This window comes from Clostridium sp. 'White wine YQ', assembly GCF_028728205.1.
GTDB lineage: Bacteria > Bacillota > Clostridia > Clostridiales > Clostridiaceae > Clostridium_T.
The window spans coordinates 1,728,829-1,754,743 of sequence record NZ_JAQYUU010000001.1 but is presented as its reverse complement, the minus strand read 5'-3'; the positions used below and the strand labels follow the sequence as shown (position 1 = coordinate 1,754,743).

23 protein-coding genes and 1 pseudogene are annotated in these 25,915 nt (G+C 28.2%); 21 read left to right on the top strand and 3 right to left on the bottom strand.

The window, feature by feature from the left end; all coding sequences use genetic code 11:
• The first annotated feature begins 67 nt into the window (after positions 1 to 67).
• The gene (locus PTZ02_RS08830; RefSeq protein ID WP_274227419.1) at positions 68 to 1,165 is read left to right on the top strand and encodes an L-dopachrome tautomerase-related protein; all 1,098 of its coding nucleotides are present in this window, start codon (positions 68 to 70) and stop codon (positions 1,163 to 1,165) included.
• A gap of 71 nt (positions 1,166 to 1,236) precedes the next feature.
• Here PTZ02_RS08830 and PTZ02_RS08825 read toward each other — a convergent pair whose 3' ends face one another.
• On the bottom strand, positions 1,237 to 1,956 hold the full coding sequence (locus PTZ02_RS08825; protein WP_274227418.1) for a DsbA family oxidoreductase: 720 nt from the start codon (positions 1,954 to 1,956) through the stop codon (positions 1,237 to 1,239).
• Positions 1,957 to 2,112: 156 nt separating this feature from the next.
• Here PTZ02_RS08825 and PTZ02_RS08820 point away from each other — a divergent pair, with 156 nt between their 5' ends.
• The 6 genes from PTZ02_RS08820 (at position 2,113) to PTZ02_RS08795 (ending at position 10,846) form a co-directional block, all read left to right on the top strand.
• Complete coding sequence (locus PTZ02_RS08820) at positions 2,113 to 3,858, top strand: DUF262 domain-containing protein (protein WP_274227417.1); 1,746 nt, start codon at positions 2,113 to 2,115, stop codon at positions 3,856 to 3,858.
• A 164-nt stretch (positions 3,859 to 4,022) separates the two neighbouring features.
• Positions 4,023 to 7,175, top strand: a complete 3,153-nt coding sequence (locus PTZ02_RS08815; RefSeq protein WP_274227416.1) for an alpha-mannosidase — start codon at positions 4,023 to 4,025, stop codon at positions 7,173 to 7,175.
• 204 nt (positions 7,176 to 7,379) lie between these two features.
• Positions 7,380 to 7,667 carry a hypothetical protein gene (locus PTZ02_RS08810; RefSeq protein WP_274227415.1) on the top strand — a complete coding sequence of 96 codons (288 nt, stop codon included), beginning with the start codon at positions 7,380 to 7,382 and terminating at the stop codon, positions 7,665 to 7,667.
• Complete coding sequence (locus PTZ02_RS08805) at positions 7,660 to 8,568, top strand: hypothetical protein (protein WP_274227414.1); 909 nt, start codon at positions 7,660 to 7,662, stop codon at positions 8,566 to 8,568. Before PTZ02_RS08810 ends, PTZ02_RS08805 begins: the two co-directional genes overlap by 8 nt.
• 10 nt (positions 8,569 to 8,578) lie before the next feature.
• Positions 8,579 to 10,378, top strand: coding sequence for a hypothetical protein (locus PTZ02_RS08800; protein ID WP_274227413.1), 1,800 nt, complete (start codon positions 8,579 to 8,581; stop codon positions 10,376 to 10,378).
• 93 nt (positions 10,379 to 10,471) lie between these two features.
• The gene (locus tag PTZ02_RS08795) at positions 10,472 to 10,846 is read left to right on the top strand and encodes a DUF2085 domain-containing protein (protein ID WP_274227412.1); all 375 of its coding nucleotides are present in this window, start codon (positions 10,472 to 10,474) and stop codon (positions 10,844 to 10,846) included.
• A 76-nt stretch (positions 10,847 to 10,922) separates the two neighbouring features.
• Here the strand turns inward: PTZ02_RS08795 and PTZ02_RS08790 are convergent, their stop codons facing one another.
• The gene (locus tag PTZ02_RS08790; RefSeq protein WP_274227411.1) at positions 10,923 to 11,333 is read right to left on the bottom strand and encodes a hypothetical protein; all 411 of its coding nucleotides are present in this window, start codon (positions 11,331 to 11,333) and stop codon (positions 10,923 to 10,925) included.
• A 260-nt stretch (positions 11,334 to 11,593) separates the two neighbouring features.
• On the opposite strand from PTZ02_RS08790, the gene PTZ02_RS08785 reads away from it, so the two are divergent.
• From PTZ02_RS08785 to PTZ02_RS08740, 10 genes and pseudogenes are all read left to right on the top strand, one after another.
• Positions 11,594 to 11,908 carry a nucleotide pyrophosphohydrolase gene (locus tag PTZ02_RS08785; RefSeq protein ID WP_274227410.1) on the top strand — a complete coding sequence of 105 codons (315 nt, stop codon included), beginning with the start codon at positions 11,594 to 11,596 and terminating at the stop codon, positions 11,906 to 11,908.
• An 81-nt stretch (positions 11,909 to 11,989) separates the two neighbouring features.
• Positions 11,990 to 12,724, top strand: coding sequence for a DUF3784 domain-containing protein (locus PTZ02_RS08780; protein WP_274227409.1), 735 nt, complete (start codon positions 11,990 to 11,992; stop codon positions 12,722 to 12,724).
• Positions 12,724 to 13,152: a hypothetical protein gene (locus PTZ02_RS08775; RefSeq protein ID WP_274227408.1), complete on the top strand. Its 429-nt coding sequence runs from the start codon at positions 12,724 to 12,726 to the stop codon at positions 13,150 to 13,152. Before PTZ02_RS08780 ends, PTZ02_RS08775 begins: the two co-directional genes overlap by 1 nt.
• Before the next feature lie 308 nt (positions 13,153 to 13,460).
• On the top strand, positions 13,461 to 13,958 hold the full coding sequence (locus tag PTZ02_RS08770) for a hypothetical protein (RefSeq protein ID WP_274227407.1): 498 nt from the start codon (positions 13,461 to 13,463) through the stop codon (positions 13,956 to 13,958).
• A gap of 68 nt (positions 13,959 to 14,026) precedes the next feature.
• A pseudogene (gene tnpA, locus PTZ02_RS08765) lies at positions 14,027 to 14,369 on the top strand (IS200/IS605 family transposase).
• Between the two features lie 716 nt (positions 14,370 to 15,085).
• A complete protein-coding gene (locus tag PTZ02_RS08760) occupies positions 15,086 to 16,681 on the top strand; it encodes a DNA cytosine methyltransferase (protein ID WP_274227406.1) in 1,596 nt (531 codons plus the stop codon).
• A 5-nt stretch (positions 16,682 to 16,686) separates the two neighbouring features.
• A complete protein-coding gene (locus PTZ02_RS08755) occupies positions 16,687 to 17,979 on the top strand; it encodes a hypothetical protein (protein ID WP_274227405.1) in 1,293 nt (430 codons plus the stop codon).
• Between the two features lies 1 nt (position 17,980).
• Complete coding sequence (locus PTZ02_RS08750) at positions 17,981 to 19,933, top strand: DEAD/DEAH box helicase (RefSeq protein ID WP_274227404.1); 1,953 nt, start codon at positions 17,981 to 17,983, stop codon at positions 19,931 to 19,933.
• Positions 19,908 to 20,852 (top strand): DUF3883 domain-containing protein, encoded by a 945-nt coding sequence (locus tag PTZ02_RS08745; protein ID WP_274227403.1) that lies wholly within the window; start codon positions 19,908 to 19,910, stop codon positions 20,850 to 20,852. The genes PTZ02_RS08750 and PTZ02_RS08745 overlap by 26 nt, the downstream gene beginning before the upstream one ends.
• Positions 20,853 to 21,048: 196 nt before the next feature.
• Positions 21,049 to 21,243 carry a hypothetical protein gene (locus tag PTZ02_RS08740; protein ID WP_202768623.1) on the top strand — a complete coding sequence of 65 codons (195 nt, stop codon included), beginning with the start codon at positions 21,049 to 21,051 and terminating at the stop codon, positions 21,241 to 21,243.
• Positions 21,244 to 21,698: 455 nt separating this feature from the next.
• On the opposite strand, the gene PTZ02_RS08735 is transcribed toward PTZ02_RS08740, so the two are convergent.
• Positions 21,699 to 22,220: a GNAT family N-acetyltransferase gene (locus tag PTZ02_RS08735; protein WP_274227402.1), complete on the bottom strand. Its 522-nt coding sequence runs from the start codon at positions 22,218 to 22,220 to the stop codon at positions 21,699 to 21,701.
• Between the two features lie 334 nt (positions 22,221 to 22,554).
• Between PTZ02_RS08735 and rpsU the strand changes: the two genes are divergently transcribed.
• The 4 genes from rpsU to PTZ02_RS08715 all read left to right on the top strand — a co-directional run bounded on the left by rpsU (position 22,555) and on the right by PTZ02_RS08715 (position 25,908).
• A complete protein-coding gene (gene rpsU / locus PTZ02_RS08730) occupies positions 22,555 to 22,731 on the top strand; it encodes a 30S ribosomal protein S21 (protein ID WP_202768629.1) in 177 nt (58 codons plus the stop codon).
• A 176-nt stretch (positions 22,732 to 22,907) separates the two neighbouring features.
• Positions 22,908 to 23,684, top strand: coding sequence for an EFR1 family ferrodoxin (locus PTZ02_RS08725; RefSeq protein ID WP_274227401.1), 777 nt, complete (start codon positions 22,908 to 22,910; stop codon positions 23,682 to 23,684).
• A gap of 21 nt (positions 23,685 to 23,705) precedes the next feature.
• The gene (locus tag PTZ02_RS08720; protein ID WP_202768632.1) at positions 23,706 to 24,149 is read left to right on the top strand and encodes a MarR family winged helix-turn-helix transcriptional regulator; all 444 of its coding nucleotides are present in this window, start codon (positions 23,706 to 23,708) and stop codon (positions 24,147 to 24,149) included.
• 523 nt (positions 24,150 to 24,672) lie between these two features.
• The gene (locus PTZ02_RS08715; RefSeq protein WP_274227400.1) at positions 24,673 to 25,908 is read left to right on the top strand and encodes an MFS transporter; all 1,236 of its coding nucleotides are present in this window, start codon (positions 24,673 to 24,675) and stop codon (positions 25,906 to 25,908) included.
• Positions 25,909 to 25,915 lie beyond the last annotated feature (7 nt).

The following is a 25,915-nucleotide window of genomic DNA, read 5'->3' as shown; positions in this document are numbered from 1 at the left end:
AAGTTTTAATACACAGTAAAACAAGATACTCCTATGGCATATTATAAAAATAAAAAAGGAGAAATGAATGAAACATAATGAACTACCTAGTGAAAGGTATTTTGGTGATTTAGAACAGGTCTTTACTTTTTATGGAGCTATGCCTACTGGAGTTACAATTTCAGAAAATGGACGTATATTTGTAAACTTTCCTAAATGGGGAGATGATGTTAAGTTTACTGTAGGGGAAATCGTTAAAAATAAATTAGTTCCATATCCAGATTTAAATACAAATAAGGTAGACTACAATAATCTAGATAAATGTTTTATAAGTGTGCAAAGTGTTGTAGCTGATGGTACGGGGACTCTTTGGGTATTAGATACAGCATCGCCAAACTTTAAGGAGCCCATAAAAGGTGGAGCCAAGCTTGTAAGTGTGGATTTAGCTACAAATAAAATTAAGAGAAGCTATACTTTTTCTGCGGATGTGGTTTTACCTACAACTTATTTAAATGATGTAAGAATAGATTATCGTGTTGGAGATGCAGGATTTGCGTATATTACAGATTCTTCAGACAAGGGGCCAGGTGCAATTATTGTACTAAACTTAAGTAATGGGAAAGCATTTAGAAGATTAAATGGAGATGAATCAACTTCAAGTGATCCAAATTTTCTTCCAAAGGTTGAAGGGAAAATACTACTAAATAGAAATAAGGATGGATCAACTTCAAGGATAACAACTGCATCTGATGGAATAGCAATATCACCTGATGGAGAAGTTTTATATTTCTGTCCAATGGCAAGTAGAAATTTATATTCAATCGAGACAAAGCTTTTAAGAGATGGAAGCATAACAGAAGCAGAACTATCTTCTAAAGTTAAATATTTAGGGGAGAAGGGTGCCTCTGATGGCATGATTACAGACTTAAAAGGAGTAGTATATGCTGGAGATTATGAAAATAACAGCATTAGAACAATTTCGCCAGATGGAACCATGAAAACCTTAGTCCATGATCCAAGGATATTATGGCCAGATACACTTACTATAGGAAGAGATAAATATTTGTATTTTACAGCTAATCAACTTCATAGACAAGCAAGATATAACTATGGAAAAGATCAAAGACAAAAGCCCTATGTATTATTTAGAATTAAGATTAATGAATTGCCAGCCCCTACAAAGTAACACTTATTATTTGTAATCTTAACTAAAAAACAATGCTACTGCATTTTGCAGTAGCATTGTTTTTATTAGATTTAAATATTACATTTTCCATCAGAGCAGTTATCAGAATCAGTAGTTTCATCTTCTTTTGATAAAAATTCAATGGTAGGTGATTTAAGTTCTTCATTACGTACTTTATTAAGTACATCTAAAAATGTCTCAGATGGTTGTGCACCAGATACTGCATATTTACTATTAAATACAAAGAATGGTACGCCATTTACTCTTAGCCTTGCAGCTTTTTCTTCATCTTTTCTGACATCTATATCATACTCATTTGATTCAAGAACACTTAAGGCCTTATCATAATCTAAACCTACTTCAGTCGCAAGTGATGCTAATACTTTGTGATCAGATATGTTTAAAGAATCTACAAAGTAAGCTTTAAGTAATCTTTCTGATAGTTCCTTCATCTTACCTTCTGTTTTAGCATAATGTGATAATCTATGAGCATCAAAGGTATTTGTAGGTATTAAATCATCAAAATTAAAATCAAGTCCAAGGGCTTTAGCTTGAGCTACTAGATTATCATTAGATGCCTTAGCTTGCTCAACTGGAATTCCATATTTATTTGCAATAAGCTCATGAATATTTTCTTCATAATGCTTTTTAGCTGATGGATCAAGTTCGAAGCTTCTAAATATTAGTTCAACTTCATCCTTATGCTCAAACTTTTCTAAAGCATTTTCTAACCTTCTCTTTCCTATATAACAAAATGGACATACAAAATCAGACCATATTTCTATTTGCATAAACTATTCCTCCTTATATACCCATATGGGGTATGTTGTTGTTTAATATATAGTATATTCCACTAATCTTAAATGTTCAATGGTATAATGTGAAAAATGAGGTATAATATAAATGGAAAATAAAAGAAATTAATTGCTTTAGGAGGCAAAATCAATATGGCAAGTGGGTTTCAGAATCCAATCACAATTAAAGAAGCGATAGATAATATTTTTACGCGTAAATATTTGCTGCCAGCTATTCAGCGTAAATTTACTTGGAGTAGTTCACAAGTAGAAATGTTATTTGATAGTATTTTAAGAGGGTATCCAATCAATTCATTTATGTTTTGGAAAATATCAGATAATGATATAAAAAGTAATTATAAGTTTTATGAATTTATCCGTGAGTTTAGAGAGTTTTATAAAGAAAATAATATAGATATTGATACAACTGGAATGAATGATTTTGAGGCAATTATTGATGGACAACAAAGGTTGACAAGCCTGTATATTGGATTACATGGATCATATGCTTATAAAATGCCTAGAAAATGGTGGCGTGATGATGAAGAAAATTTGCCTACAAGACATTTATATTTAAACATAGCTAAACCTGTCAATCAACAATATGATAATCAAAAATATTATGACTTTAGATTTCTTTCTAGTAAAGATTTAGAACGATATTCAGATAACGCTGATTATAAATGGTTTAAAGTTAGAGAAATACTGGATTTGAATGATGCTAAGAAAGTAAATCAGTATATTAATAAAAACAATTTATCAGATAATGATTACGCATATGATACATTATTTGCGTTATATGAAAAGATACATATGACGAAGTTGATAAATTATTATATTGAGGACGAGCAAGAGCCAGACAAGGTGTTAGAAATATTTATTAGAACTAATAGTGGTGGAACTCCATTATCTTTTTCAGATTTACTTATGTCTATTGCATCAGCAAACTGGAAAAGTATTGATGCTAGAAAAGAAATTCAAGATTTAGTTAATAAAGTTTATTTGATTGGAAGACCAGGATTTATAATAGACAAGGATTTTATTTTGAAAACTTGTTTGGTATTATTTTCAGATAATATAAAGTTTCAACTAAAGAATTTTGGACATGATAATATTGCAATATTTGAAGCAAATTGGAATGATGTAAAGAAGAGTATTATAGCTGGATTTGAATTGATTGAAAAGTTGGGATTTAATGATAAAACATTTAGAGCAAAAAATGCAGCAATTCCAATAATCTATTATATTTATTATAACAATTTATCAAATAAGGTTACTGCTGCGACATATGATAGGGATGATAAAGAATTAATGGCACGATGGATAAATCTTAGTTTTATCAAATCTATTTTTGGAGGTCAATCTGATAGTGTACTTGTTAATCTCAGAAAGGTACTAAGAAAAAGTTTAGGCAAAAAGTTTCCTTTAAAAGAAATTATAGATGAATTTAAAAATGATCCAGCAAGAAACTATTCTCTTGATGATGATTTTATAGACGGATTATTAACATCCCAATATGAAAGTAATGAGGCATTCTATACATTGTTATTGCTATACCCTCATTTAGACTATTATAATCAAAACTTCCATAAAGATCATTTGCACCCAGCATCATTCTTCAAAAATGAAAGTAATATAGATAAACATATTCCAATAACGTCCAGAGATTTCGCAAAGAATAAAGATAATTGGAATAGTGTGCTTAATCTTCAATTATTAAATGGGCAAATGAATGAATCTAAACAAGATAAAACATTAAAAGATTGGGTGAATGCTAACAATATACAAAACCAAACATTATATGTAGATTCTACAACAAGCTTAGATATTCAAGATTTTGAGATGTTTATTAGAACTAGAAAAGATAAACTTAAAACAAAAATAAAATCCTTAATATGATAAAAATTAATTGCTTTGATTAAGTTAATACTCTATTTATAAAAGCTATCTATTGTTAAAAAGTAATAATAGATAGCTTTTAATAATTTAATTAATAAAGATATAAATGTTCAATGGTATAATTAAACTTATGGGATAATTTTATAAGGAAAGTGGTGGGATTTTTGTATTTTGATATTGAGAGAATTGAGAAGATCCTTAAAGAGCTTCAGGCACGTATTTACAATAAAAGAACAAGGGTAGAAAATGTCTATATTAAAGAGGGCGACTATAAAAGTTATAAAGAAGCAGAGGCTTCAAGTGAACCTTGGGTTAAATTTGGAGAATACGATGTTTGGGGAGATAAATATAAAAGATTTTGGTTTAAAGCTGAATTTAATATTCCAAAAGAGTTAGCTAACGAATATGTAGTTTTAGAATTAACTACAGGAAAAGAAGGTCAATGGGATGCAATAAATCCACAGTTTTTAAGCTATTTAAATGGAAATATAGTACAAGGGTTAGATACAAATCATAGAGAAATAATAGTAAGTAAGGAAGCTACAGTAGGAGACCACTTTAGAGCAGATTTTCATGGTTATGGCGGAATGAATGATGGTAAGGCTAACTTTAATGTATATATTAAATCCTTTGATGAAGTTATAGAAAAGTTATTTTATGATATAAAAGTTCCTTTAGAAGTAGCAAAACTTTTAAAGGAAGAAGATAAAAAGAGAATAGATATTTTAAATCATTTAATAAAGGCGCTTGAGATATTAGATTTAAGAAAGCCTTATTCAGAGAAATATTATAAATCAATAAACGAAGCCAGGGAGTACTTAAAAGTTAATTTTTATGAAGGTGAATGTGGAAAGATAAATGAAGGCACAGTTGTTTGCTTAGGTCACACTCACTTAGATGTTGCTTGGCTTTGGGATCTAAAGCAAACTAGAGAAAAAGCAGTTAGAAGTTTTTCAACTGTCCTAAGCTTAATGAAAGAATATCCTGATTATACTTTCATGGCATCTCAGCCTATTTTATATAAATTTGTAAAGGAAGAAGCACCTGAAATTTATGCTGAGATAAAAGAAAGAATTAAAGAAGGAAGATGGGAAGCAGAAGGAGCTATGTATCTTGAAGCAGACTGTAACTTAACTTCAGGAGAATCTTTAGTAAGACAAATACTACATGGAAAGAAGTTTTTTAGAGAAGAATTTGGGGTAGAAAATAAGATTCTTTGGCTTCCAGATGTGTTTGGATATTCAGCAGCACTTCCTCAGATACTAAAAGGCTTTGGTATAGATTATTTCGTAACTTCAAAGATAAGCTGGAATGAATATAATAGACTTCCTTATGATACCTTTATGTGGGAAGGATTAGATGGAACAGAGATTTTATCTTATTTTATAACTGCAAATGATTATGAAAAGGTCATAAGTGGAATTCATAGAACCATATATGAGGCATCTATAAATCCATCTCAGATTAAAGGATCTTATGAAAGATATAAACCAAAGCAAATGAATGAGGAAGTTATTATATCCTATGGATATGGTGATGGAGGCGGTGGCCCAACTAAGGATATGCTTGAAAATTATTCAAGACTTAATAAGGGGATACCAGGTTCACCTAAAACTACAACTAAGTTTGCATTAGATTACTTTAAGGATTTAGTGAAGAGAGTAGAAGATTATAAAAGGCTTCCAAAGTGGAAAGGTGAATTATATCTTGAATTCCATAGAGGAACCTATACAACTATTGCTAAGAATAAAAAATATAATAGAATGAGTGAATATTTATATCAAGATTTAGAGTTATTTAGTTCAATTGCTAAAACTGTAGACATGAACTTTAAATATGATAAGAAGAGAATAAATGATAATTGGGAGCTAATATTATTAAATCAATTCCATGACATCATTCCAGGAACATCAATTAAGGAAGTTTATGATGAGTCATGGAGACAATACGAAAGTGTATTAGAAAATGGCAATGATTTATTAAATAATGCTTTAAAATCAATAAGCAGCAAAATAAATCTTAAGGAAAAAGCTTTAGTAGTATTTAACCAATTATCCTTTGAGAGAAATGAGTATGTTGAATTACCAAAGGAGTTAAAAGGAAAAACTTTAGTTTACGGGGACGGGGCAGAAGTTTTAGTTCAAAATATTAATGATAGTAAGGATATTGCCTACGTAACTAATATTCCAGCTAAAGGCTATAGGGTTCTTTATATTAAGGAAGCAGAGGAAAAAGCTAAGCCTCAAAACTTGGTTAATGTAGAGAAGATTAATAATGAATTTATACTTGAAAATAAATTCTTAAAAGTAAATGTAGATTCAAGAGGCGAATTAACATCTGTATTTGATAAGAAAGCTAATAGAGAAGTTATTAAAGATGGAGCTAAAGGAAACTCCTTAGTAATTTACGAAGATAAACCACATAATCCATGGGAAGCTTGGGATACAGATATTTATTACACAGAAAAGTCCTGGGAAATAACTGAGGTTATAGCTATTGAAGTTAAGAGTAAAGGACCACTAAAAGCAACAATTAGAGTAGAAAAGAAATATGAAGATTCAACAATTGAGCAATTTATTAGCTTATATCATGATAGCCCAAGAATTGATTTTGAAACTAAGGTTAAATGGCATGAAGAGCATGTACTACTTAGAGCTAATTTCCCAGTAAATATTAAGGGAAATAGAGCTACCTTTGATATACAATACGGAAATATTGAAAGAGATACTCACTTTAATACTAGCTGGGATATAGCTAAGTTCGAAGTCTGCGCACATAAATGGGGAGACATAAGTGAGTATGGCTATGGAGTAGCCTTATTAAATGACTGTAAATATGGATATAGCGTAAAAGATGGTGTGTTAAGTTTAACCTTATTAAAGTCGCCTAAATGGCCTAATCCAGAAGCAGATATGGGATATCATGAATTTACTTACTCATTATATCCTCATGAAGGAAGATGGCAAGAAGGTAAGGTTCAAGAAGAGGCTTATAAGCTAAATTTAAAACCATATGTAACCTTAGAAGAATCTCATACAGGGCTACTTGAAGATAAGTTATCTTTTATTAAAGTTGATGCTGAAAATGTAATGGTTGAGGTAATAAAAGAAAAAGAAGAAGGAAATGAAACTATAGTAAGGGTTTTTGAAAGCTTTAATAAGAGAACAAATGTAAAAATATCTAGCTTTATTAAACCTAAAAGAGTATGGGAAGTAAACCTTGAAGAAAAAGAAATAAAAGAACTTGAGATAAATGAAAATGAAGTGGAATTTATGATAAATCCTTATGAGATAAAGACCTTTAAGATTGAATATTAAGACTAACCTCTCTATCAGTGCAATTACTGTTAGGGAGGCTGTTCATTTTTAGAATAATATTAGAAAATATGTTGAAATTTGTTTAGATACTTCCTTTTATGTGTAAATGTTGGTAAAATAGGAAGGGTGATAATCGGATATTTTATTTTCCACTGTGGCAGATAAAATATCCAATTTTATTTTCTTGAATTGGAGGCTGAATTTATGAAAACTATATTTATAGTATTACTAATAGTTTTTTTAATAAAAACTATTTTTGATCATGTGAAAAAAAGCAGTAATTCTAATAATAGTGATAACAAAATACCTACCTTAAAAGGTGAGTATAACTGCAAGGAAGGAAACTTTAAGTATATTGGAGATAAAGATAATTTTGTTGTAAGCAAAGATAACAGATTTGAATTCTTAGTGAAAGATGGCGTTATAGTAGCATGTAAGGATAAAAAAAGACATTCAGATTTTGTTTATTATAAAGGAGAAGAAAATGTTTGATGATATGTTAGATTGGGCTGGCGATAAAGTTAAAAACTTCTCAGGTGAAAATGAAAGAAGAGAGTTAGTTGAGGATTATAAGCAGCTTCACATTAGAAGCAAATTAGAAATAGATTCTTTAATAAGTAAAGTTAATGAGGTAATTGATACATTTAATAGGATCATAGATGATTTAAATGATTATAGACATAGTACAGTAAAAAAGAACATTTTCAATCTAGGCGTGTTCTTACAGCAATTTGGAAATATAAAGAAAATAGGTGGCTTTGCGCTTGAGGATAAGCAAAACTCATTATCTTTTCCTAAAAAGAGTTTTGAGAAATCAGAAAATTACATAGAACAAATAGACTGGAGCAAAGACGAAGTTTTTGAAAAAACTTTTAAAAAGACCATTTTTGGAGTTAGAAGTGAGACTAAAAAGCTAAATCTAAAGATACAACAGGAAATGGGAAATTTAAAATTAGAAACTTCAAGACATAAAGAACAAATTAACAGCATTGAGAATTATATTAATCAGGACAAGCAGATATTAAATCTTTATGGGAGTACAGTAAAGGGAATAAGTGAAACAATTCAAGAAAAAGTAATCCCTGAAGTGGAATTAATACAAGCATTTTTGCAGTGTAATGATTTGAAAGACTGTCTTATTTCTAATAAAGAAATACAGTTCAAAGAGAATAACGATATAAGTGTTATAGCTAATACAAAATATAATAAGCACTACCTATTTATAAAGAATACATTTATGTTCTTTATAATAAGTACTAAAATTTATAATACAAAGATTTTTTCAAATCTTATATCCAATAAGGAACATATAGAAGAAAAAGAAGAGGTTATGAATTACAATAAAATTTTAAAAGAAAATCAATCAAATATGAACAGATTTATTACTATGTGAGGTGATTGATATGGAATTAAAAGAAATAGTTGATATAAGATACTCAGTGTTTGAACAAGAAAAGAGAATATATACTAGAACTATTAATCAGATCAATAGTGAACTTAATAGTTTATTAGATAATAACTTAGGAAGTAAGTTCTTGGAGAATTGCGGCAGGGATATAGCAGGTGAACTAGTAAGGACATATTTCAATACATCTGACTACAACATAACAGTTGATCAAATGTATTATAGAGTAAAGAATTTTTCCTATGAAAAGGAATATGATCCTATTGGAGATAATCAGGATTTAACCAAACTAGTTTATAATTACAATGAAAGTGAACGTTCAGAGTCCTTAAAAGAGATAGTAAATGACCTAGAAGCTTCAAAGGTAAAGCTATTTGAAAAAGAAACTATAGAAAAACAAAATGGCCATAGTCAAAAGGTCTATAAAGATAGCAATATGATTAAAAATGGCAAGGAAGGCTATAGAAATAATAGAAATAGCGATGGTTCCATGAAAGACGACTATACAGGTAATGCTGAAGAAAAAAAAGTTAACAAAAGAGGAGATGCTGTAAGCCAATTAGACGTTGAACATACCCAAGCTCTAAGCACAGCATATGTCTATACTGCATATCTAAAAGAAGGTGCAGAGGAAAGAATTAAAGAATTTTATAATTCAGCAGATAACTTTGCAATGATGGACAAGACTGCAAATCAATCCAAAGGTGATGTTAAGGTTCGTGATAAAAATGGTAATGATATTACCCATAGAGCTACACCAGAGCAATTAGCAGATGCAGTAGCAGAAAGATGGGAGACTTGTAATAATAAAGAATTATTAATGCAAAAGGGATACCTTGATGAAAATGGCAAGATAAATAAACAAGTGAAGAAGGAACTTGCTAAGAATTATAAGAACTCTCAAAATAAAGAGAGTAAAGTTATATTGAAGGAAACTGATTATTCTAAGGTTGGCAAAAAGGCCTTGAAATCTGCAAGTAACGGCATGGGCAAAATTGTAGCAGGGCAAATAATATACTATGCTCTTCCACCTCTTTTATTTGAAATAAAGGAGATATTAAAAACACCTGATATAACTATAAAAAAGGCACTAAGCAAAATCGATGCTATTAAAGACAGGCTAGGAAATTATGTAATGTCTAAGCTTTCTGTAATCTTTAAAGGGATAATGAAAAACAGTGTTAAGAACTTTATGAAAACATTTTTTGATATATTAATAAATACTGTTAAAGCAACGGTGCAAAAAATGTTAAGGTTAGCTAAAAATCTAGTTTTATCAGTAGTCGATTCAGTTGCGATTTTAGGAAATAAAAACACTACGAAAGCAGAGAAAGCAGATGCAATACTTAATTTAATGTCTATTACAATAACATCCTTTGTATTAGAAGTATTATTTGAATACTTAGAGCATCAGTTTCAAATTCCTGAAATGTTTTTACTACCAATACAAACTATTGCAACAGTTGTGTGTACTAATTTTGTAACATTAATTTTGCAAGAGGCAGATTTGTTTGATGTAAGACATGGGTTTCTAATGAAAAATATATCAGATCTATTTGATAGAGAAAATAACGCTTATATTGAATCAATGAAAGCTTTAGTGACCACTTCAAATAGTGAAATTGATATGATTATTAAAGAGAATACTAATAAGATAAATGAATTTAAAGCTAAACTAAAAAATCTAAATGTATATAGTGAATCTATAGGTTTAGAATTGGACAAGGTTAATAAAATATTTGATATGAAGATAGATTTTGAAAAAGAGTGGATAGACTTCTTAGGATATTCAGTTTAGAAAAGAGGAGTACATAATGCCAATATTAATAGCTATAATAGTTTTCTTACTTATTTCATATATTTGTTCCAAGTTAAATAGTAGGTAACAAAAATGAATTTAAGAGATAAAATTAATGAAGAATATGGTAAGGTACCTTTGTGTAATGGTAAAAGATGTAGAGGTATTATAATAAACGGATTTTGTTTACCTCTATGCTGGAGGTGTACATCTGTACTTATGGGAATACTAATATTCTTTTTCACACTTGTACTTATGCGGGTTAATTATACGGAGATTAAATACGTAAAACCATTGGTTTCAGGAATTTTATTTGAAGTTCCTATTTTAATAGATTGTATATTTCAGTACAAATATAAAAAAGAGAGCACTAATTTCAAAAGATTTATAACTGGAATGCTATCAGGAATCGGAATCAGTATATTTGCTGTTGTTATATCAAATTTAATAGGAAAGTATATAAATTAATAATAGTACCCATTTGTTTAACATATAAACAAATGGGTACTATATGTTTTTAATTAGTTTAACTATATATTTCACATTAAAATAGAATTCTAACTTTAAAATCCTTATGACACACAGGACAGTTTACTGTATGATTTCCAGTTTTTCTTGGTAATCTAAGTACCTTTTTACAATGAGGACATTTGCGATAACGATGGGTTTTAAATTCTTTCAGTCTGCGAATTGTTAAAGAACTTTTTGCTTTTATAGGACTCCATATCTTTAAAAACATTTGGTTCTCTCTACGTCTTTTAAAAATATTTTTAGAAAAACTCCTATAAAAGGTAAAAATCAGAACAACCCATATAAAAATACTAAGTATATTTGAATGAATAAATGAATTAATAAGCATCAGAACAAAAGATGCAATAACTAAAGCAATATAAAGCTGGTCTGTACCATATCTACCATACATAAAACGTATTAGTTTATTTTTAAAATCGCCCATTTTTAATCCTCCTAATTAATATGATCTGAAACAGAAGTAACACATAAAAGGATGAGTACTATATCTTTCATCTTTGTGACATAATTTTTAATAAAAATATAAGCTTAATTTTACCACAATGGTACAAAAAAAGGAATGTGATAGGTTTGTATTTACATAGCGTAAAAATATAGGAGAAGTTTCTTGATATTGTTACTTCTATGAGTAAAAATTGGTAAAATAGATATAGATTTAAAAAATTGCTTTTAGGAGAATTTGATATGAAAGATACAATTGAAAGAGTTAGAAAATTCAGAAACGATAGAGATTGGTCACAGTTCCACACTCCAGAGAATTTGGCTAAAGCTATAAATATAGAAGCAGGTGAACTTTTAGAGCACTTTCTTTGGGATAATAATTTTGATAAGGAAGATGTTTGTGATGAATTAGCGGATGTATTTGTTTATTGCATGCATATGGCAGATGCGTTAGATGTAAATATTGAAGAAATAATAAATAGAAAAATGGACAAGAATGAAAAGAAATATCCAGTAGAAAAAGCAAAGGGAAACAGCAAAAAATATACTGAGCTTTAATTATAGGGATGGTTTTTATAATTTAAATATAAAGATAGATATTAATTAATTTGAGAGTTAATGTTTAGGGGGAATAGATAAATGTGGTTTATAGTAGCTTTATTTTTAGTACTTACCATTACTTTTCTTTCAGGAAAAGGTGGATTCTTAATAGCTGGATATAATACAGCAAGTAAAGAAGAGAAAGCAAAATATGATGAGAAAAAACTATGCCGTGTTATGGGAATAGGTATGGGGGTAATCACCATCGTTTTAGCAATACCAGCAATATTAAAGGATAATACTCCTAATTTTTATATTGGACTAATGATAGCAGTGATTATGATAACAATTATTGGTATATTAGTAGTAACTAATACAATATGCAAAGTTAGTAATCCTGAAGTGACTCACGAGAGTAAAGAAGATGAGGCAAGGTCGAGGAAGCTTACCAAATTTACGTTGATATTTACTCTTGTGGTATTTGCCGTTGTAGGAGTAATTCTTGTAACTGGGGACATAAAGGTTAGTTTAAATGATAAGGAGATTAGTATTGAAGCAACTTACTGGAAAGATCAAACCATAGCCTATAAAGATATTCAATCAGTAACTTATTCAGAAGATTTAAGCATAGGAAGTAGAACAAATGGAGTTGGAAGCTTAAGACTTAATGAAGGACATTTTAATAATAACTTATTTGGAGATTATATTTTATATTCTTATACTAAGTGCAAGACTTATGTAGTAATTAAGACAAACTCAGATATCTTTGTTGTAAATGGAAAGAGTAGTGAGGATACTAAGAGGCTTTATGAGGAGATTAGGGAGAAAATATAATGGATTATTATTTTGAAAATAATAAAAGATATTATAAATTCAAAGGAAAGTTACACAAAAAGATAATATTAGGATTTACTAATTATACAAAACATATAGTAAACAAACATCCAGAGATAAATATTAGTATATTGGAAGAAGTAATTTGTAATCCAGATTATATTTATAAAACATCAATAAATTCTGAGGATTTTTATTATGAGAAGGTTATTGGTGAAGATATTTATAGAGTTGTTATTAGTAGATTTAAAAAGAATGTGAAGGAAGTAATTACAGCATATAAGTCAAACAACACAGATAAATTTACCACAAAGCATATTAGATGCATATATGATAAGAAAATTTATATTAAGTATGAAGATTTTTATAGAGAGTTAGAGTATGATATTGATTATTTCTATGAGGCTTTTAGTGCTGCAGATGATTAGAAGTTACAAAAAATATTTATAAGGTACGATATAACCCTAGACTGGATGTATGTTTAGGGTTTGTTTTTTATTCATACACATGGAGAAAATTAGTGTAGAATATTATTGATTTGGCTTTCTTTTATATTGAGAATAAATGAATTTATGATAAATCCTTATGAGATAAAAACCTTTAAGATTGAATATTAAAACTAACCTTTCTATCAGTGCAATTACTGTTAGGAAGGTTTTTTATTTTTAAACTAAACGACAAGAATCCCCTTATTAATACAATTGTAGAGTGTTAGAATTAAAATGAGGTGGGACAAATGGGAAATGAGTTAATTGAAATTGAAGAATATAGAGATTTAAAAGATAAATTTGATTCTATGACAAAGTATTACTTAAGTCTTATTGAAGAAAAAGAAGACCTTCTTTTTAAAGAAAAAGTTTTATTAGAAGCAAAATACTTATCTATTTTTGGATATTTAATAAAACAGAAATTACAGAGGGAGATTGATCTTAGAAGGATAAAGAAAAAAATATCCCTTATACAGTTTTACTTAAATAAAGGGGAAAAAGTTGATAAGGAAGAAATAGAAAAAAAGCTAGAAGAAGAGATGAAGTTATTCAAATTTCAGATGGAGGATTTCAAGGAAAGGCTATCTCAAAGTAAAAAACTTATAGAGAGTCCTACCTTAACTGATGAAGAGTATAATGAAGTAAAAAGTATATTTAGAAAACTAGCTAAAAAATTACATCCAGATTTGAATAAAATATTAACGGAAAGGGAAATGAATCTTTGGAATAGGACTCTTCAACTATGAAGCAAAAGGAGGGTGCCAATTTGGACGGAAATAGTTTATCACATACAAGATGAAATTGTAAATATCACATAGTTTTCATACCAAAGTACAGAAGAAAAGCTGTATATGGTTCTATAAGGCAAGATATTGGACAAATAATACGACAAATATGTAAGTATAAAAGTGTAGAGATAATAGAAGTTCATACATGTGAAGATTATATACATATGTTAGTATCAATACCTCCTAAATTGAGTGTTTCATGTTTTATGGGATACTTAAAAGGAAAAAGTTTATTGATTATATATGATAGGCATTAGAATTAAAATATAAGAATGGAAACAGACATTTTGTGGCAAAGGATATTTTGTTAGTACTGTAGGGTTGAATAAAGCAACTATAGCAAAATATATAAGAGAGCAAGAAGATTAGGATAAAATGGCTGATTCAATAACAATGAAAGAATACGAGGACCCTTTTAAGTGATGCTAGAGAGTTGGTTGCAGTTGAGGGACTAAAATAGGTATATTCTGGTACCATGCCCTTAGATGGCTAGAGTAAAACCACCAGCTGAAGGGGTGGTTTATTATTTAAATTGTATATAATTTAAGTTCGATTTAATAGCACAATTCCCAATAGATTTTAAGTTAACTCATCTATCAATAAAAAGATTATCAGAAATACTGAAAATGAGAAATGCTGGATTAAGAAGGGTACAATTATACAGAAGTTTTTCAATGAATTAAAGGATATTGAAAGATAATAAGATTAGTTGGAGTTATTGATAGCGCGGGAAAAAATTGGTGGGAATTTTCAGGTTGGGTATAATATTTAATATATTTTAAGAAGAATTATGTATATATGATTAATTATAGAATAGTTCTTTTTTATAATGAACTGTAAATTTAAATATATATAATAATATTTATACAAATTATTTATTTTATGTATAAATATTGATAAAATAGTAATAGGTAGTATATAGAATATTGATTGGATATGTGATTTTTTGTATGTAAATAAAATGGAAAAATTAGAATCGTTTAGTTTTACAATATTATTAATAGATACGAAAACTTGTTCTTATGTGATATAATCTTTTTATGGTTACAAACAGATTTGACAAAGCAGATAAGGAGACTTATAAAATGAAAGTAGCAGATTTTTTTTGTGGTGGTGGAGGATTTTCAGAAGGATTTAGACAAGCAGGTTTTGATGTTGTATTTGCAGTTGATAAATGGGAACCAGCAGTTATAACGCATAAAGCAAATCATCCTAAATGTAAAACAATAAAAATGGATATAATCGAATTATCAAATTTACCTGATAAAGAATTTCATGAAAAAATTCCAGATACGGAGATAATAATTGGATCTCCCCCATGTGTAGCATTTTCAAGTTCCAATAAATCTGGAAAAGGCGACAAGACAATGGGAATAAAACTAATAAAAGCATTTTTGAAGATTGTTTATAGAAAAAAATATAAAAAGGATTCAATTCTCAAGTATTGGATATTAGAAAATGTGCCTAATGCCCAAAAATATATTAAAGAGTACTATACTAGTGAGGAATTAGGTATTTCTGGGGGAAGTGAAAGGCTTCAAATATTTAAAGAATCAACAAATGTTTATGCTGCCTTAGATTATGCAGCACCAACAAAGAGAAAAAGATTTATTTGTGGTGACTTTATTACCCCTAAAAAAATAATTATAGATAATGAGAAATTAACATTAGGATATATATTGAAGACTTTAGGAGAGCCGTGCACTAGAGATAGGTTAGTAAAGGATCCAAATTGGAATTTTAAGATGAAGTCAAGCTTGATTTCTGATTTAAATTATATAAGTGAAGTAGCTGATTTTGAATGGAAAAAAGCAAAAAGATTAAAGCAAGATAAAGGATATATGGGTAAGATGGCATTTCCTGAAAGGTTAGATCAGCCTGCAAGAACCATAATGGCTACTATGTCAACCTCTTCTAGAGAATCTTTTATTTTAGGATATAAAGAGGGTAGTTTTAGATTGCCTACAGTAAGAGAAGTAGCAACAATTATGTCATTTCCAATTGATTATAGATTTTATGGGAAATCTGAAAGTATAAAGTATAAATTGGTTGGAAATGCAGTACCACCAAAATTTTCATATGCATTAGGAATTGCAATAGCTAATGAAGAAAATATGAAGATTCCTGAGAAACATGTAAAGATAAAGCATGATAAGTCTATTTCTTTTACTGACTTAAATTTCAAGATAATTCCATTGAATAAAGAAAAACGAAAAAAAATAACTTCTAAGTTTAAATATCATATTCCATATATGATTATAAATACATATAGAGTTGAATTAACAAATCACAATTCGGATTTTAAGAATGAAAATTTTATTTGGAATACAGAAATTCATAAAAGCCAGGGATCAACAGCAAAAATTATAAGAATTGATAAAGAAGATATTATACTAGAAAATAAGTTAATTGATAAGATAAATAAATTAGTATTGGATATTAAAAACAAAGTAGTGAGTTTTGATAATCTACAATATAATTTTACACTTACTGATTTTGAACGAGACTATAATTCCTGGGGTCCATATGAGGTACTAGATTCTATAAAAATATTTATTGATAATCAGATTGATAATATTGAGTTAAATAGAATGATACAAATAAAAGAGGAGAAAATTCCTTTTGGAACTTTAGTAGGATATTATATTTTATTGGAATTTTTAGAAAAATTGAAGGGGTAGATGGTATGGAAGAGAAGATGAGAATAGAAAAGTTGGGAGAAATATTAAGTCAACAACCTCATATGACAGGTATTAGGATAAACTATCAAGGTGAAATTAAAGTAATGAATGCATATAAGATACCATTAGATTATTTAATTTATAATAAATATAATGGTAGAATTGGAACTAGGGTAAAGTCATTTGAAAAAGAAAAATATATTTTAGACCCTGAAAATGAAAATCATAAAGCTATGATTGAAGAATTTTTATGGTTATCAAAAGAAGATAGAAATGAAACAACTGAAAAAAGTTTAGCAAAAGATGGACAGCAAAAATATGGGATTGTTACAAGAAATGGTATAATTATCGATGGAAATAGAAGGGCTAGTATATTAAATAGAATATATAGACAGAAAAATCATAAATATAACGACCAACAGGTAGAACATGCAAAATATTTTATAGCTGTCATTTTACCTAATAATGCAGAAAAAAAAGATATAATGGCATTAGAAACCAGATATCAAATGGGTGTAGATGAAAAAGTGGATTATAATGCTATTGAAAAGTATTTAAAATGTGCTGATTTATTAGATAACGATTTTAACATAGATGAGATTGCAGATATGATGGGAGAAAAAGTTAATAAAATAAATGAATATCTTGATATGCTAGAATTAATGAATAGATATCTGGATGCATATGGATACGAAGGGATATATACAAGATTAGAAAAGAGAGAAGGCCAATTTGTAGATTTATTAAGATATTTAGATTCGTATCAAAATCATAGAGCTTTTACCGATTGGGGTTATGATGATACAGATATAAATGATTTAGAAAGTATATGTTTTGATTATATTAGAGCAAGATATGAAGGAAAGCAATTCAGAAATATAGCAAATGTCGGTAAAAAAGAGATGAAGAGTATTTTTTCTAGTGAGAAAGTATGGAATAACTTCAAAGAAGAACATTTTAAGTTAGTAGAAAATATTGAAGAAGATGATGTAGATGACATTAGAGAAGAAAATCCAGATGAAGACATTTCGCTATTACTTGAAAAACGTGATTTGGATTGGGAAAATAAGGTTATTGGTAATTTCAAAGGAAATTTAAACAAATCATATAGAAAAGTTGAAGACTATCAACAATCAAATAAGCCAGAAAAATTGCTACAAAGTGCATTAGGTACTTTAGAAGCTATTAATACTGATGTAGACAATTTTACAAGTTCTACTGTTGAAGATTTAGTGAATCAAATAAATAGTCTAACTTACGAATTTAAAAAAGTAATTAGAAATAGAAGGAAAAAGTAAGATGATTATTAAAATTGATATATGCGAGAATGAATTTATATTAAGTGGCGATATTGAAGCATTATTGAAAAATAGAAGATATAAATTATTTTTCAAGAACTATTTTGAATATGAAGTTGATGATAAGATTATTAAAGTATTTTTCCAAAAGGAAAATAAAGAAGTGGTCTTGAATAAATTAAGATCTTTTTTTAGAAAAAATGATATTGAAGAGCAATTAACAGATAATATAAATGATATTTTAGAAGAATATTTTATCGAGGATAATAACTTTGAAAACTTTTCAAAGAAGGCATTAAATATACGTAATAATGTTTGTAATACTAATGAATTTAGTAAATTTACTTCAGTATTGAGAGAAAAGTTACCTCATAGAACGTTATACCCATTACAACTTTTATCAGCATTTCATTTAGCATTTTCGCAAAATAGTTGTAATTTTTCTGTGCCTGGAGCTGGAAAGACAAGCATAGTATATGGCGCATTTGGGTACTTAAGCAGTCTGGATAAAGATGATATTAAAAAAGTAGATAAAATAGTAATAGTTGGACCATTAAGCTCATTTGGTCCATGGGAAAGTGAATTCTTTGAATGTTTCGGTAGTAAACCTAGTGTAAAAAGACTATCTGGGATGAGTAAAGAAAAGCGTAGAGAATATCTTATAAGTGATAATATAGCTGATATTACCTTGATTTCATATCAAGGAGTTTACTCAATAATTAAAGAACTATCTTTTTTATTAAGAGAAAATAAAGTTATGCTCGTATTAGATGAAGCTCATAAAATTAAAAATACTGACGGCGGAATAGCGGCTAAAGCTATTTTGGAAATTGCACAATATGCAAAGTCAAGAGTTATATTGACTGGTACGCCAGCTCCTAATGGATACGAAGATTTATACAACTTATTTAGATTTATTTGGCCTAACAAAGATATTATAAAATTTAAAGTTAATCAACTAAGAGAAATGAGTAATAATAAATACGATGTAAGAATTAAAAATTTAATTAAAAATTTAGAACCTTACTTCATCAGAATAAGAAAAAGTGACTTGGGATTGCCAGAAGTAGCATCTATACCTCCTATAGAGATAGAAATGGGAGAGAAGCAAAGAGAAATTTATAGGTACATTGAAAAGAAATATATGGATTATTTAATAGAGAAGGATTTAGAATCAAGTGCATTAAAGGAATATTTAACAAGAGCTAGAGTTATCAGATTAATGCAAGCTGCTACAAACCCCAATTTATTAAAGCAACCAATAGAAAAGTATATTTTAGAAGAGACAAGTGGAGGAGAAATTTATTTTGATGACTCTGAAATAATGAATAAAGTCTTAAAATATACTGATAGTGAAATACCTTCAAAGTATACTTATGCATTGAAAATTATTAATAGAAAGATTCAAAAAGGGGAGAAGGTCATAGTTTGGAGTATTTATGTAAATAATATCAAGGAATTTAGTAAATTTTTATTAGATAATAATATTAAAAATAAATTGTTATATGGAGAAACTCCAGTTGATGGTAATTATGATGGAGAAGATATTGAAACAAGGGAAAAAATAGTAAAAGAATTTCATGAAAAAGATTCATTATTCAATGTTATCATTGCAAATCCATTTGCAGTTGCTGAATCAATATCTCTTCACAAAGTTTGTCATACAGCTATATATTTAGATAGAAGTTTTAATGCTGCACAATTTCTTCAATCAAAGGATAGGATACATAGATATGGATTAGACGCTAGTATAAGAACAGAGTATTATTACTTAATATCAAAAGATAGTATTGAAGAAACCATAGATAGAAGGTTGGAAGAGAAGGAAGAAAGATTAATGAAGATTATTGAAAGTAGTAGTATTCCTCTGTTTGATAATGTAGGTGATGATATAGGTAATGATGATATAAAGGCACTAATAAGGGATTATGTTAGAAGAACTAAAGATTTATAAAGAGTTATTAAATTATAATGAATTATACGCATTAGTTGAATACGTCTATAAAAATAATTGTGAATTCAATATTAATAGTTTAGCAAAATTTTTTGGATATGCTAAAAGTAAATCAATTCCTACCCAAATATTATTATTAAATATAGGTATAATACAAGAAAATAATGAAAAACTTATGCTTAGTGAAAAATTACTTCAAAGTGATTTTCAGTTTAATACATTTAAACTAGCACTATGTGACTTCTTTCTAGATTCTATTATTGAGAAAAGTGAAAGTAATATAATTCCGTTAGATAAGATTAAGTATGATACAAAGTATGGGTATTATATTCCACTGTCATATATTAAGTTAAAATATTCTTGCATAAGAAATTTTTTAATTTCAATTGAATTCTTTTACTTAGATGATATTAATAATAAGTTGCTAATAAACCCAATATACAATGAAACATTAAAAAAATATGTATCTAAAAGGAGAAAACAAATTTCACTCGAAACACTTAAAGGAATATTAGAACTAGAAGAGCGCTATGGAAAAGAGGCTGAATTATTTGTATTAAGTTATGAAAAAAAAAGATTGAACGATTCCTTATTATCTAATTGTATTGAAATAATTTCTGAAATAGATGTAACAGCTGGATATGATATTTGCTCATATAATACAAAAAAAAGTATTGAACATGATAGGTATATAGAAGTAAAGTCATATAATAAGAAAATAGATTTTTATTGGTCTAAAAATGAAATTAATATAGCAAAAGTATATAGCGATAAATATTATCTATATTTAGTGGATAGAGATAGAATTAATGATGAAACATATACGCCAATTATAATAAAAAATCCTCTAAAAATTCTTCAGTCTGATAAATATTTTATAGAAATAGAAAAGTATCATATAAAATATATTGATAATTAAAAAAATAATATAAAAGTTCTGTGAAGTTAATAATGGGTACCAGCCATCCTTAAAAGCGAATAATAAATTATAAAATAACAGACATACATATATTACGTATTCTGTTATTTTTGTTTCTCTAATAGATTTAATGAAGTATAATAGTTATTATTAAGTAAATACAAATTAAATAGTATTATTAAGTAAGGAGATTCACATGAACCCAAAAGAGAAAATCCCTTTCAAGAAAATCATCACAAATCTTATATTTTTTGACGTAACATTTATATTTACATCATTAATACTTAGAAAATCATTAGCGAATGTTAATTGGAGCATAATGTTATTTGGAAGTGCAGCATATGTTCTTACTGCTTTATATTTAAACTCCAAAGCTCCTAAAAAAGAGTAATAAGTACAAGAAATCTTTAAAACTAATAATAAATTATAAAATAACAGACCTACATGCATTTTGTACTCTGTTATTTTTTGTTTATATATAAAGTTTAATAAAGTATAATGGTGTTGTTAGATACATACAAATTTAATAAATATTATAAATTATTAAGTGGGGAGAGACTATGAAATCCAAAAGTAAAATCCCAATTAGAAAAACTTTAATATGCCTTATTAGCATGAATTTAACATATATAATCTTTACAGTCATACGCAAAGGCTCCTTTGCTAGTATCGAATGGGATATTATGTTGGTTATGAGCTTAAGTTTTTTTATATGTTCGATGTTTATAAATTATATAGATTCATAAAAAGAATAAATTAAAGCCTTAAAAATTACTGCTGTAATTTTTAAGGCTTCAATGCTCCATATAAGAAAAATACTATTCGACTGTTTCTAACAGCATATATTTAATCGAGTATTTTCTCAAAATAAATGCTATCACACCATTCTCCATTTTTGTAAATATATTTATTATAACGTCCAACAAATTGAAAGCCATTCTTAATTAATGCTATTTGGGAACCAATGTTATTAGGTGATGTGCCTGCTTCTAATCTATGTAGTCCATGCTTATTGACTGCTTCATCTAAAATAAGTTTTACCGCACTTGTTACATATCCCTTTCCTTGATGTTCCTCACCAACTCTATAACCCAGTTCAGCCTTATTAAAACATCCTCTTTCTATTGATACTAAATTTATTCTTCCAAGGATCATTCCAGCATTATCCTTTATTAAATACATATATACTAATCCATTCTCTTGTTCCTGAACTAACTCCTTTATTATTGTATTGAAGCTATTTAATTCATAATAATTATCTCCTCTTGGGAAACCAACTCTTTCAAAAAAAGATCTATTTTTAAGTTCAAATTTAAAAAGTTCTTGTGCATCTGATTCCTTAAGTAAATCTATTATAATATCTGGCATAAAAAATCTCCTTAATATCGTAGTATTTTACTATTGTCCATTAGACAATAATCTTATATAATTATTATACTATTTTATTTTCTATTTTTAATAAAATTATGACTAAAATTTCCTGTTATAGGTTATATTATCTAATGTGGAATCTCAAATTTGTATATTTCATTGATATTTAGACAAACTATTATTATAATGAAATTATGAGATATATTAGCTTAAAATAAAAAAATATATAAAATATTTAGTTAAAGTAAAATATTTCATTGTCGTTTTGACAAATTCGATATATAATATATTTCGGTAGTATTATGATTTGAACTGAAGGGAGGCGGGAATTATGTCAGAAATCAGAGTGAGAGAAAATGAATCATTAGAGCAAGCGTTATCAAGATTTAAACGTAGCTGTGCTAAATCTGGAGTCCTTTCAGAGGTTAGAAAAAGAGAACACTATGAAAAACCTAGCGTAAAGAGAAAGAAAAAATCAGAAGCAGCTAGAAAAAGAAAGTTTAAATAACCGATTATGATATTATTTAATAAAATCCTTAGGAATTAATAATTCCTAAGGATTTTTTAATTCTATTATTTTTGTTCTTATATTGACTCCAGAAGAATATAATAGTATTGTTTAATAATGAACAGTTCCAAATGGAACAATTTAAACGGAATTATTAATAATTTATGGAGGACAATATGAGTACTACAATTTATTATTTTAGCGGAACAGGTAATTCTTTGAAGGTATCAAAAGCAGTAAAAGAAGGATTAGGAGATGCAAATCTTATACAAATAACTAAAGATAACCTGCCAATTACTAAAGATATGTCATCTGATAAGATTGGCTTTGTATTCCCTATATATTTTACTGGAGTACCTTTAATGGTTAAAAAGTTTGTAGAAAATCTTGAAGTGAATAAATCAGCATATATTTTTGCTATTGCAACCTTTGGTGGAACTACGACAATAGCATTAAATCAAATTGAAGACATACTAAGTAAAAAAGGAGCTTCTCTTTCAGCTGGCTTTACAGTAAGAATGCCAGGTAATTATCAAGTTATGTATGATGCATATTCAAAAGAAGTTCAAGAAGAGCGTTTTAAAGTAGCTGATGAACAAATAATAAACATAGTAGACAGTATAAAGAAAAATGAACAGACTAAAGTAAAGATTAGTGGAGTAAAGATAGCTTTTGGAAGATTAGCATATAAGACTTTTAAGCCTAATAATATGGATAAAAATTTTTGGGTAACAGAAAAATGTAACGGCTGTAGTACTTGCTCAAAGGTTTGTCCTACGAATAATATTAAAATGGTAGAAGGAAAACCAGAATGGCAGCATAACTGTGAAATATGCTTAGCATGCATGCAATGGTGTCCACAAAAATCTATTCAATATAAGAAAAATACTTTGAAAAGAGGAAGATATCATCATCCAGATATAAAGGTAAATGAATTAATTCAAAACCGTTAGGATAAAAAGGGTGTGTACTTAATGTGTAAAGGAACTAATTGTATTCATAAAATAATGAACTTGCTTAGAGTAATTCAAGGAAGCTTAAACGGTCATATTGAGTCAAGTGCAGAGAATTTGGGAATAACAACTTCTCAATTTATGGTCATGTTTGAGATATATAATAATAAAGATATCTCCTTAATAGAACTAAGTGAAAAGCTTGATTTGCCAAAAAGTTCAGTTTCTAGATTAGTTGATCAACTTGTTAATAAAGAAATTGTAATAAGGGAGATACCTAAAGAAAATAGAAGAACAGTTAAGTTATCTATTTCACCTGAATTTTTAAAAAGTACAGATGTATGCAATATTACGAGTGAACTTAATGAGTCTATAATTGGAGACTTAGAACCTCAAAAAACTGAGGCAATTATCTCAGCCTTAGAAGATCTTATTTTGGTATTAAAAAAGAAAAGTACAAATTAGTATATTTCAATAAAGAAGAGCTTAATTGCTCTTTTTTATTTTTCTTAATTAGTAGATAAACGTTGAAAAATCAATTATTTCTTGTATAATAGAATATGTTAAATATAAACATGAATAAACGTAAAGGTGTTGAAAATATGCGCAAAGAGGTAGTTTTAAATTAAACTAACTGAATAAGGATTATTTTATATGGACATTAAAAAATCTTGCAATTAGTGGAGGTTTAATTTGTGTACCATAAAAATAATCAACATTATAATGAGCATGTTACACCTTATTTGCATAATTAAGATAACCGTGGTCTATTCACGGTATTTTTATGCCTATTTTTACTACGTTTTTAGATTAAGTAACTAAATTCATGTTTTTATTTAGGTTAAAGGATTATGAAGCTGTAAGTGAACCCTTGTTCATTGCGGCTTTTTTTAGTTTAGGAGGTTATTAGGATGAAGTGTTTATTTAATAAATTTAGATTTATAAGTAAAAACAGATTTTTTATTAATATTAGGATGGTGAACAATTAATGGTTAAAAAACTTTCAGCGTATAAAACTTATTTAATATATTCAGCAATTACAGGTCTATGCTTTTCATTAATAGCTACAATTATGATAGTGTATCATGTGGAAAAGGTTCATTTAAACCCACTTCAGCTTATTCTTGTGGGAACAACCTTAGAGGCAGCCTGCTTTATTTTTGAAATACCTACAGGGATAGTTGCAGATGTATATAGTCGCAAACTTTCTATCGTTATTGGTACAGTTTTAATGGGTGTAGGCTTCATATTAGAAGGTTCTGTTCCAAGTTTTATATTTGTACTTCTAGCGCAGATAGTATGGGGCTTAGGTGCAACCTTTATTAGTGGAGCAACTGAGGCTTGGATTGCAGAAGAAGAGAAAACAAGAGATTTAGAACAAGTGTATATTAAAGGTGCGCAAGCAGGACAAGTTGGTTCAGTAGTAGGTATAATCTTAAGTACAATTATTGCTAATTTTTATATTAGTATGCCTTTTATAATTAGCGGATGCTTAAGCATAATTCTAGGAATATTTTTAGCTTTCTTTATGCCAGAGATGAATTTTAAAACCTCTGCACCAGAAGATATAAATACCTTTAGAAAAATGGGACATACATTTAAAACAGGTTATAAGTTTATAAAAAGTAAATCTATAATAGTTATTTTACTTTTAGTAACTTTATTTTATGGTTTATCTAGTGAAGGGTATGACAGACTTTCTAATGCGCATTTTTTACAAGATACTACCTTGCCAAGACTTTGGAATCTTCAGCCAGTAACATGGTTTGGGATATTTGGAATAGCAGGAATGATTTTAAGTACAATAGTAATGCAGTTAATTTCAAAAAGAATAGAGAAGGAAGAAGAGAGTCATAGTGGGAGATTATTATTAGGTGTTAATGCATTCTATACAGTCTTCATGTTAGTGTTTGCCTTAACAAAGAACTTTAACTTAATGCTAATAGCATTTTTATCAGTAAATATGTTTAGAACCATAAATGAGCCAGTATTTAGTGCCTGGCTAAATAATCATATAGAAGATAATGCAAGAGCAACCATACTTTCTATGAATTCGCAAATTAATGCCTTTGGGCAAATTATAGGTGGTCCTATTATTGGGATTATAGCAACAAAGTTTTCTATAGGAATTGGAATAGCTTGCACATCACTTTTAGTTACACCAGTTTTAGCTTTATATATGATATCTATAATTATGGATAAAAAGAGCGTGAATAAGATATAAACTAAGA

Excerpts from the sequence above, each read along its gene's own strand:
- PTZ02_RS08830 (WP_274227419.1), top strand. The coding sequence starts at position 68 with ATGAAACATAATGAACTACCTAGTGAAAGGTATTTTGGTGATTTAGAA.
- PTZ02_RS08825 (WP_274227418.1), bottom strand. The coding sequence starts at position 1,956 with ATGCAAATAGAAATATGGTCTGATTTTGTATGTCCATTTTGTTATATA.
- PTZ02_RS08820 (WP_274227417.1), top strand. The coding sequence starts at position 2,113 with ATGGCAAGTGGGTTTCAGAATCCAATCACAATTAAAGAAGCGATAGAT.
- PTZ02_RS08810 (WP_274227415.1), top strand. The coding sequence starts at position 7,380 with ATGAAAACTATATTTATAGTATTACTAATAGTTTTTTTAATAAAAACT.
- PTZ02_RS08805 (WP_274227414.1), top strand. The coding sequence starts at position 7,660 with ATGTTTGATGATATGTTAGATTGGGCTGGCGATAAAGTTAAAAACTTC.
- PTZ02_RS08800 (WP_274227413.1), top strand. The coding sequence starts at position 8,579 with ATGGAATTAAAAGAAATAGTTGATATAAGATACTCAGTGTTTGAACAA.
- PTZ02_RS08795 (WP_274227412.1), top strand. The coding sequence starts at position 10,472 with ATGAATTTAAGAGATAAAATTAATGAAGAATATGGTAAGGTACCTTTG.
- PTZ02_RS08790 (WP_274227411.1), bottom strand. The coding sequence starts at position 11,333 with ATGGGCGATTTTAAAAATAAACTAATACGTTTTATGTATGGTAGATAT.
- PTZ02_RS08785 (WP_274227410.1), top strand. The coding sequence starts at position 11,594 with ATGAAAGATACAATTGAAAGAGTTAGAAAATTCAGAAACGATAGAGAT.
- PTZ02_RS08780 (WP_274227409.1), top strand. The coding sequence starts at position 11,990 with ATGTGGTTTATAGTAGCTTTATTTTTAGTACTTACCATTACTTTTCTT.
- PTZ02_RS08775 (WP_274227408.1), top strand. The coding sequence starts at position 12,724 with ATGGATTATTATTTTGAAAATAATAAAAGATATTATAAATTCAAAGGA.
- PTZ02_RS08770 (WP_274227407.1), top strand. The coding sequence starts at position 13,461 with ATGGGAAATGAGTTAATTGAAATTGAAGAATATAGAGATTTAAAAGAT.
- PTZ02_RS08760 (WP_274227406.1), top strand. The coding sequence starts at position 15,086 with ATGAAAGTAGCAGATTTTTTTTGTGGTGGTGGAGGATTTTCAGAAGGA.
- PTZ02_RS08755 (WP_274227405.1), top strand. The coding sequence starts at position 16,687 with ATGGAAGAGAAGATGAGAATAGAAAAGTTGGGAGAAATATTAAGTCAA.
- PTZ02_RS08750 (WP_274227404.1), top strand. The coding sequence starts at position 17,981 with ATGATTATTAAAATTGATATATGCGAGAATGAATTTATATTAAGTGGC.
- PTZ02_RS08745 (WP_274227403.1), top strand. The coding sequence starts at position 19,908 with ATGTTAGAAGAACTAAAGATTTATAAAGAGTTATTAAATTATAATGAA.
- PTZ02_RS08740 (WP_202768623.1), top strand. The coding sequence starts at position 21,049 with ATGAACCCAAAAGAGAAAATCCCTTTCAAGAAAATCATCACAAATCTT.
- PTZ02_RS08735 (WP_274227402.1), bottom strand. The coding sequence starts at position 22,220 with ATGCCAGATATTATAATAGATTTACTTAAGGAATCAGATGCACAAGAA.
- rpsU (WP_202768629.1), top strand. The coding sequence starts at position 22,555 with ATGTCAGAAATCAGAGTGAGAGAAAATGAATCATTAGAGCAAGCGTTA.
- PTZ02_RS08725 (WP_274227401.1), top strand. The coding sequence starts at position 22,908 with ATGAGTACTACAATTTATTATTTTAGCGGAACAGGTAATTCTTTGAAG.
- PTZ02_RS08720 (WP_202768632.1), top strand. The coding sequence starts at position 23,706 with ATGTGTAAAGGAACTAATTGTATTCATAAAATAATGAACTTGCTTAGA.
- PTZ02_RS08715 (WP_274227400.1), top strand. The coding sequence starts at position 24,673 with ATGGTTAAAAAACTTTCAGCGTATAAAACTTATTTAATATATTCAGCA.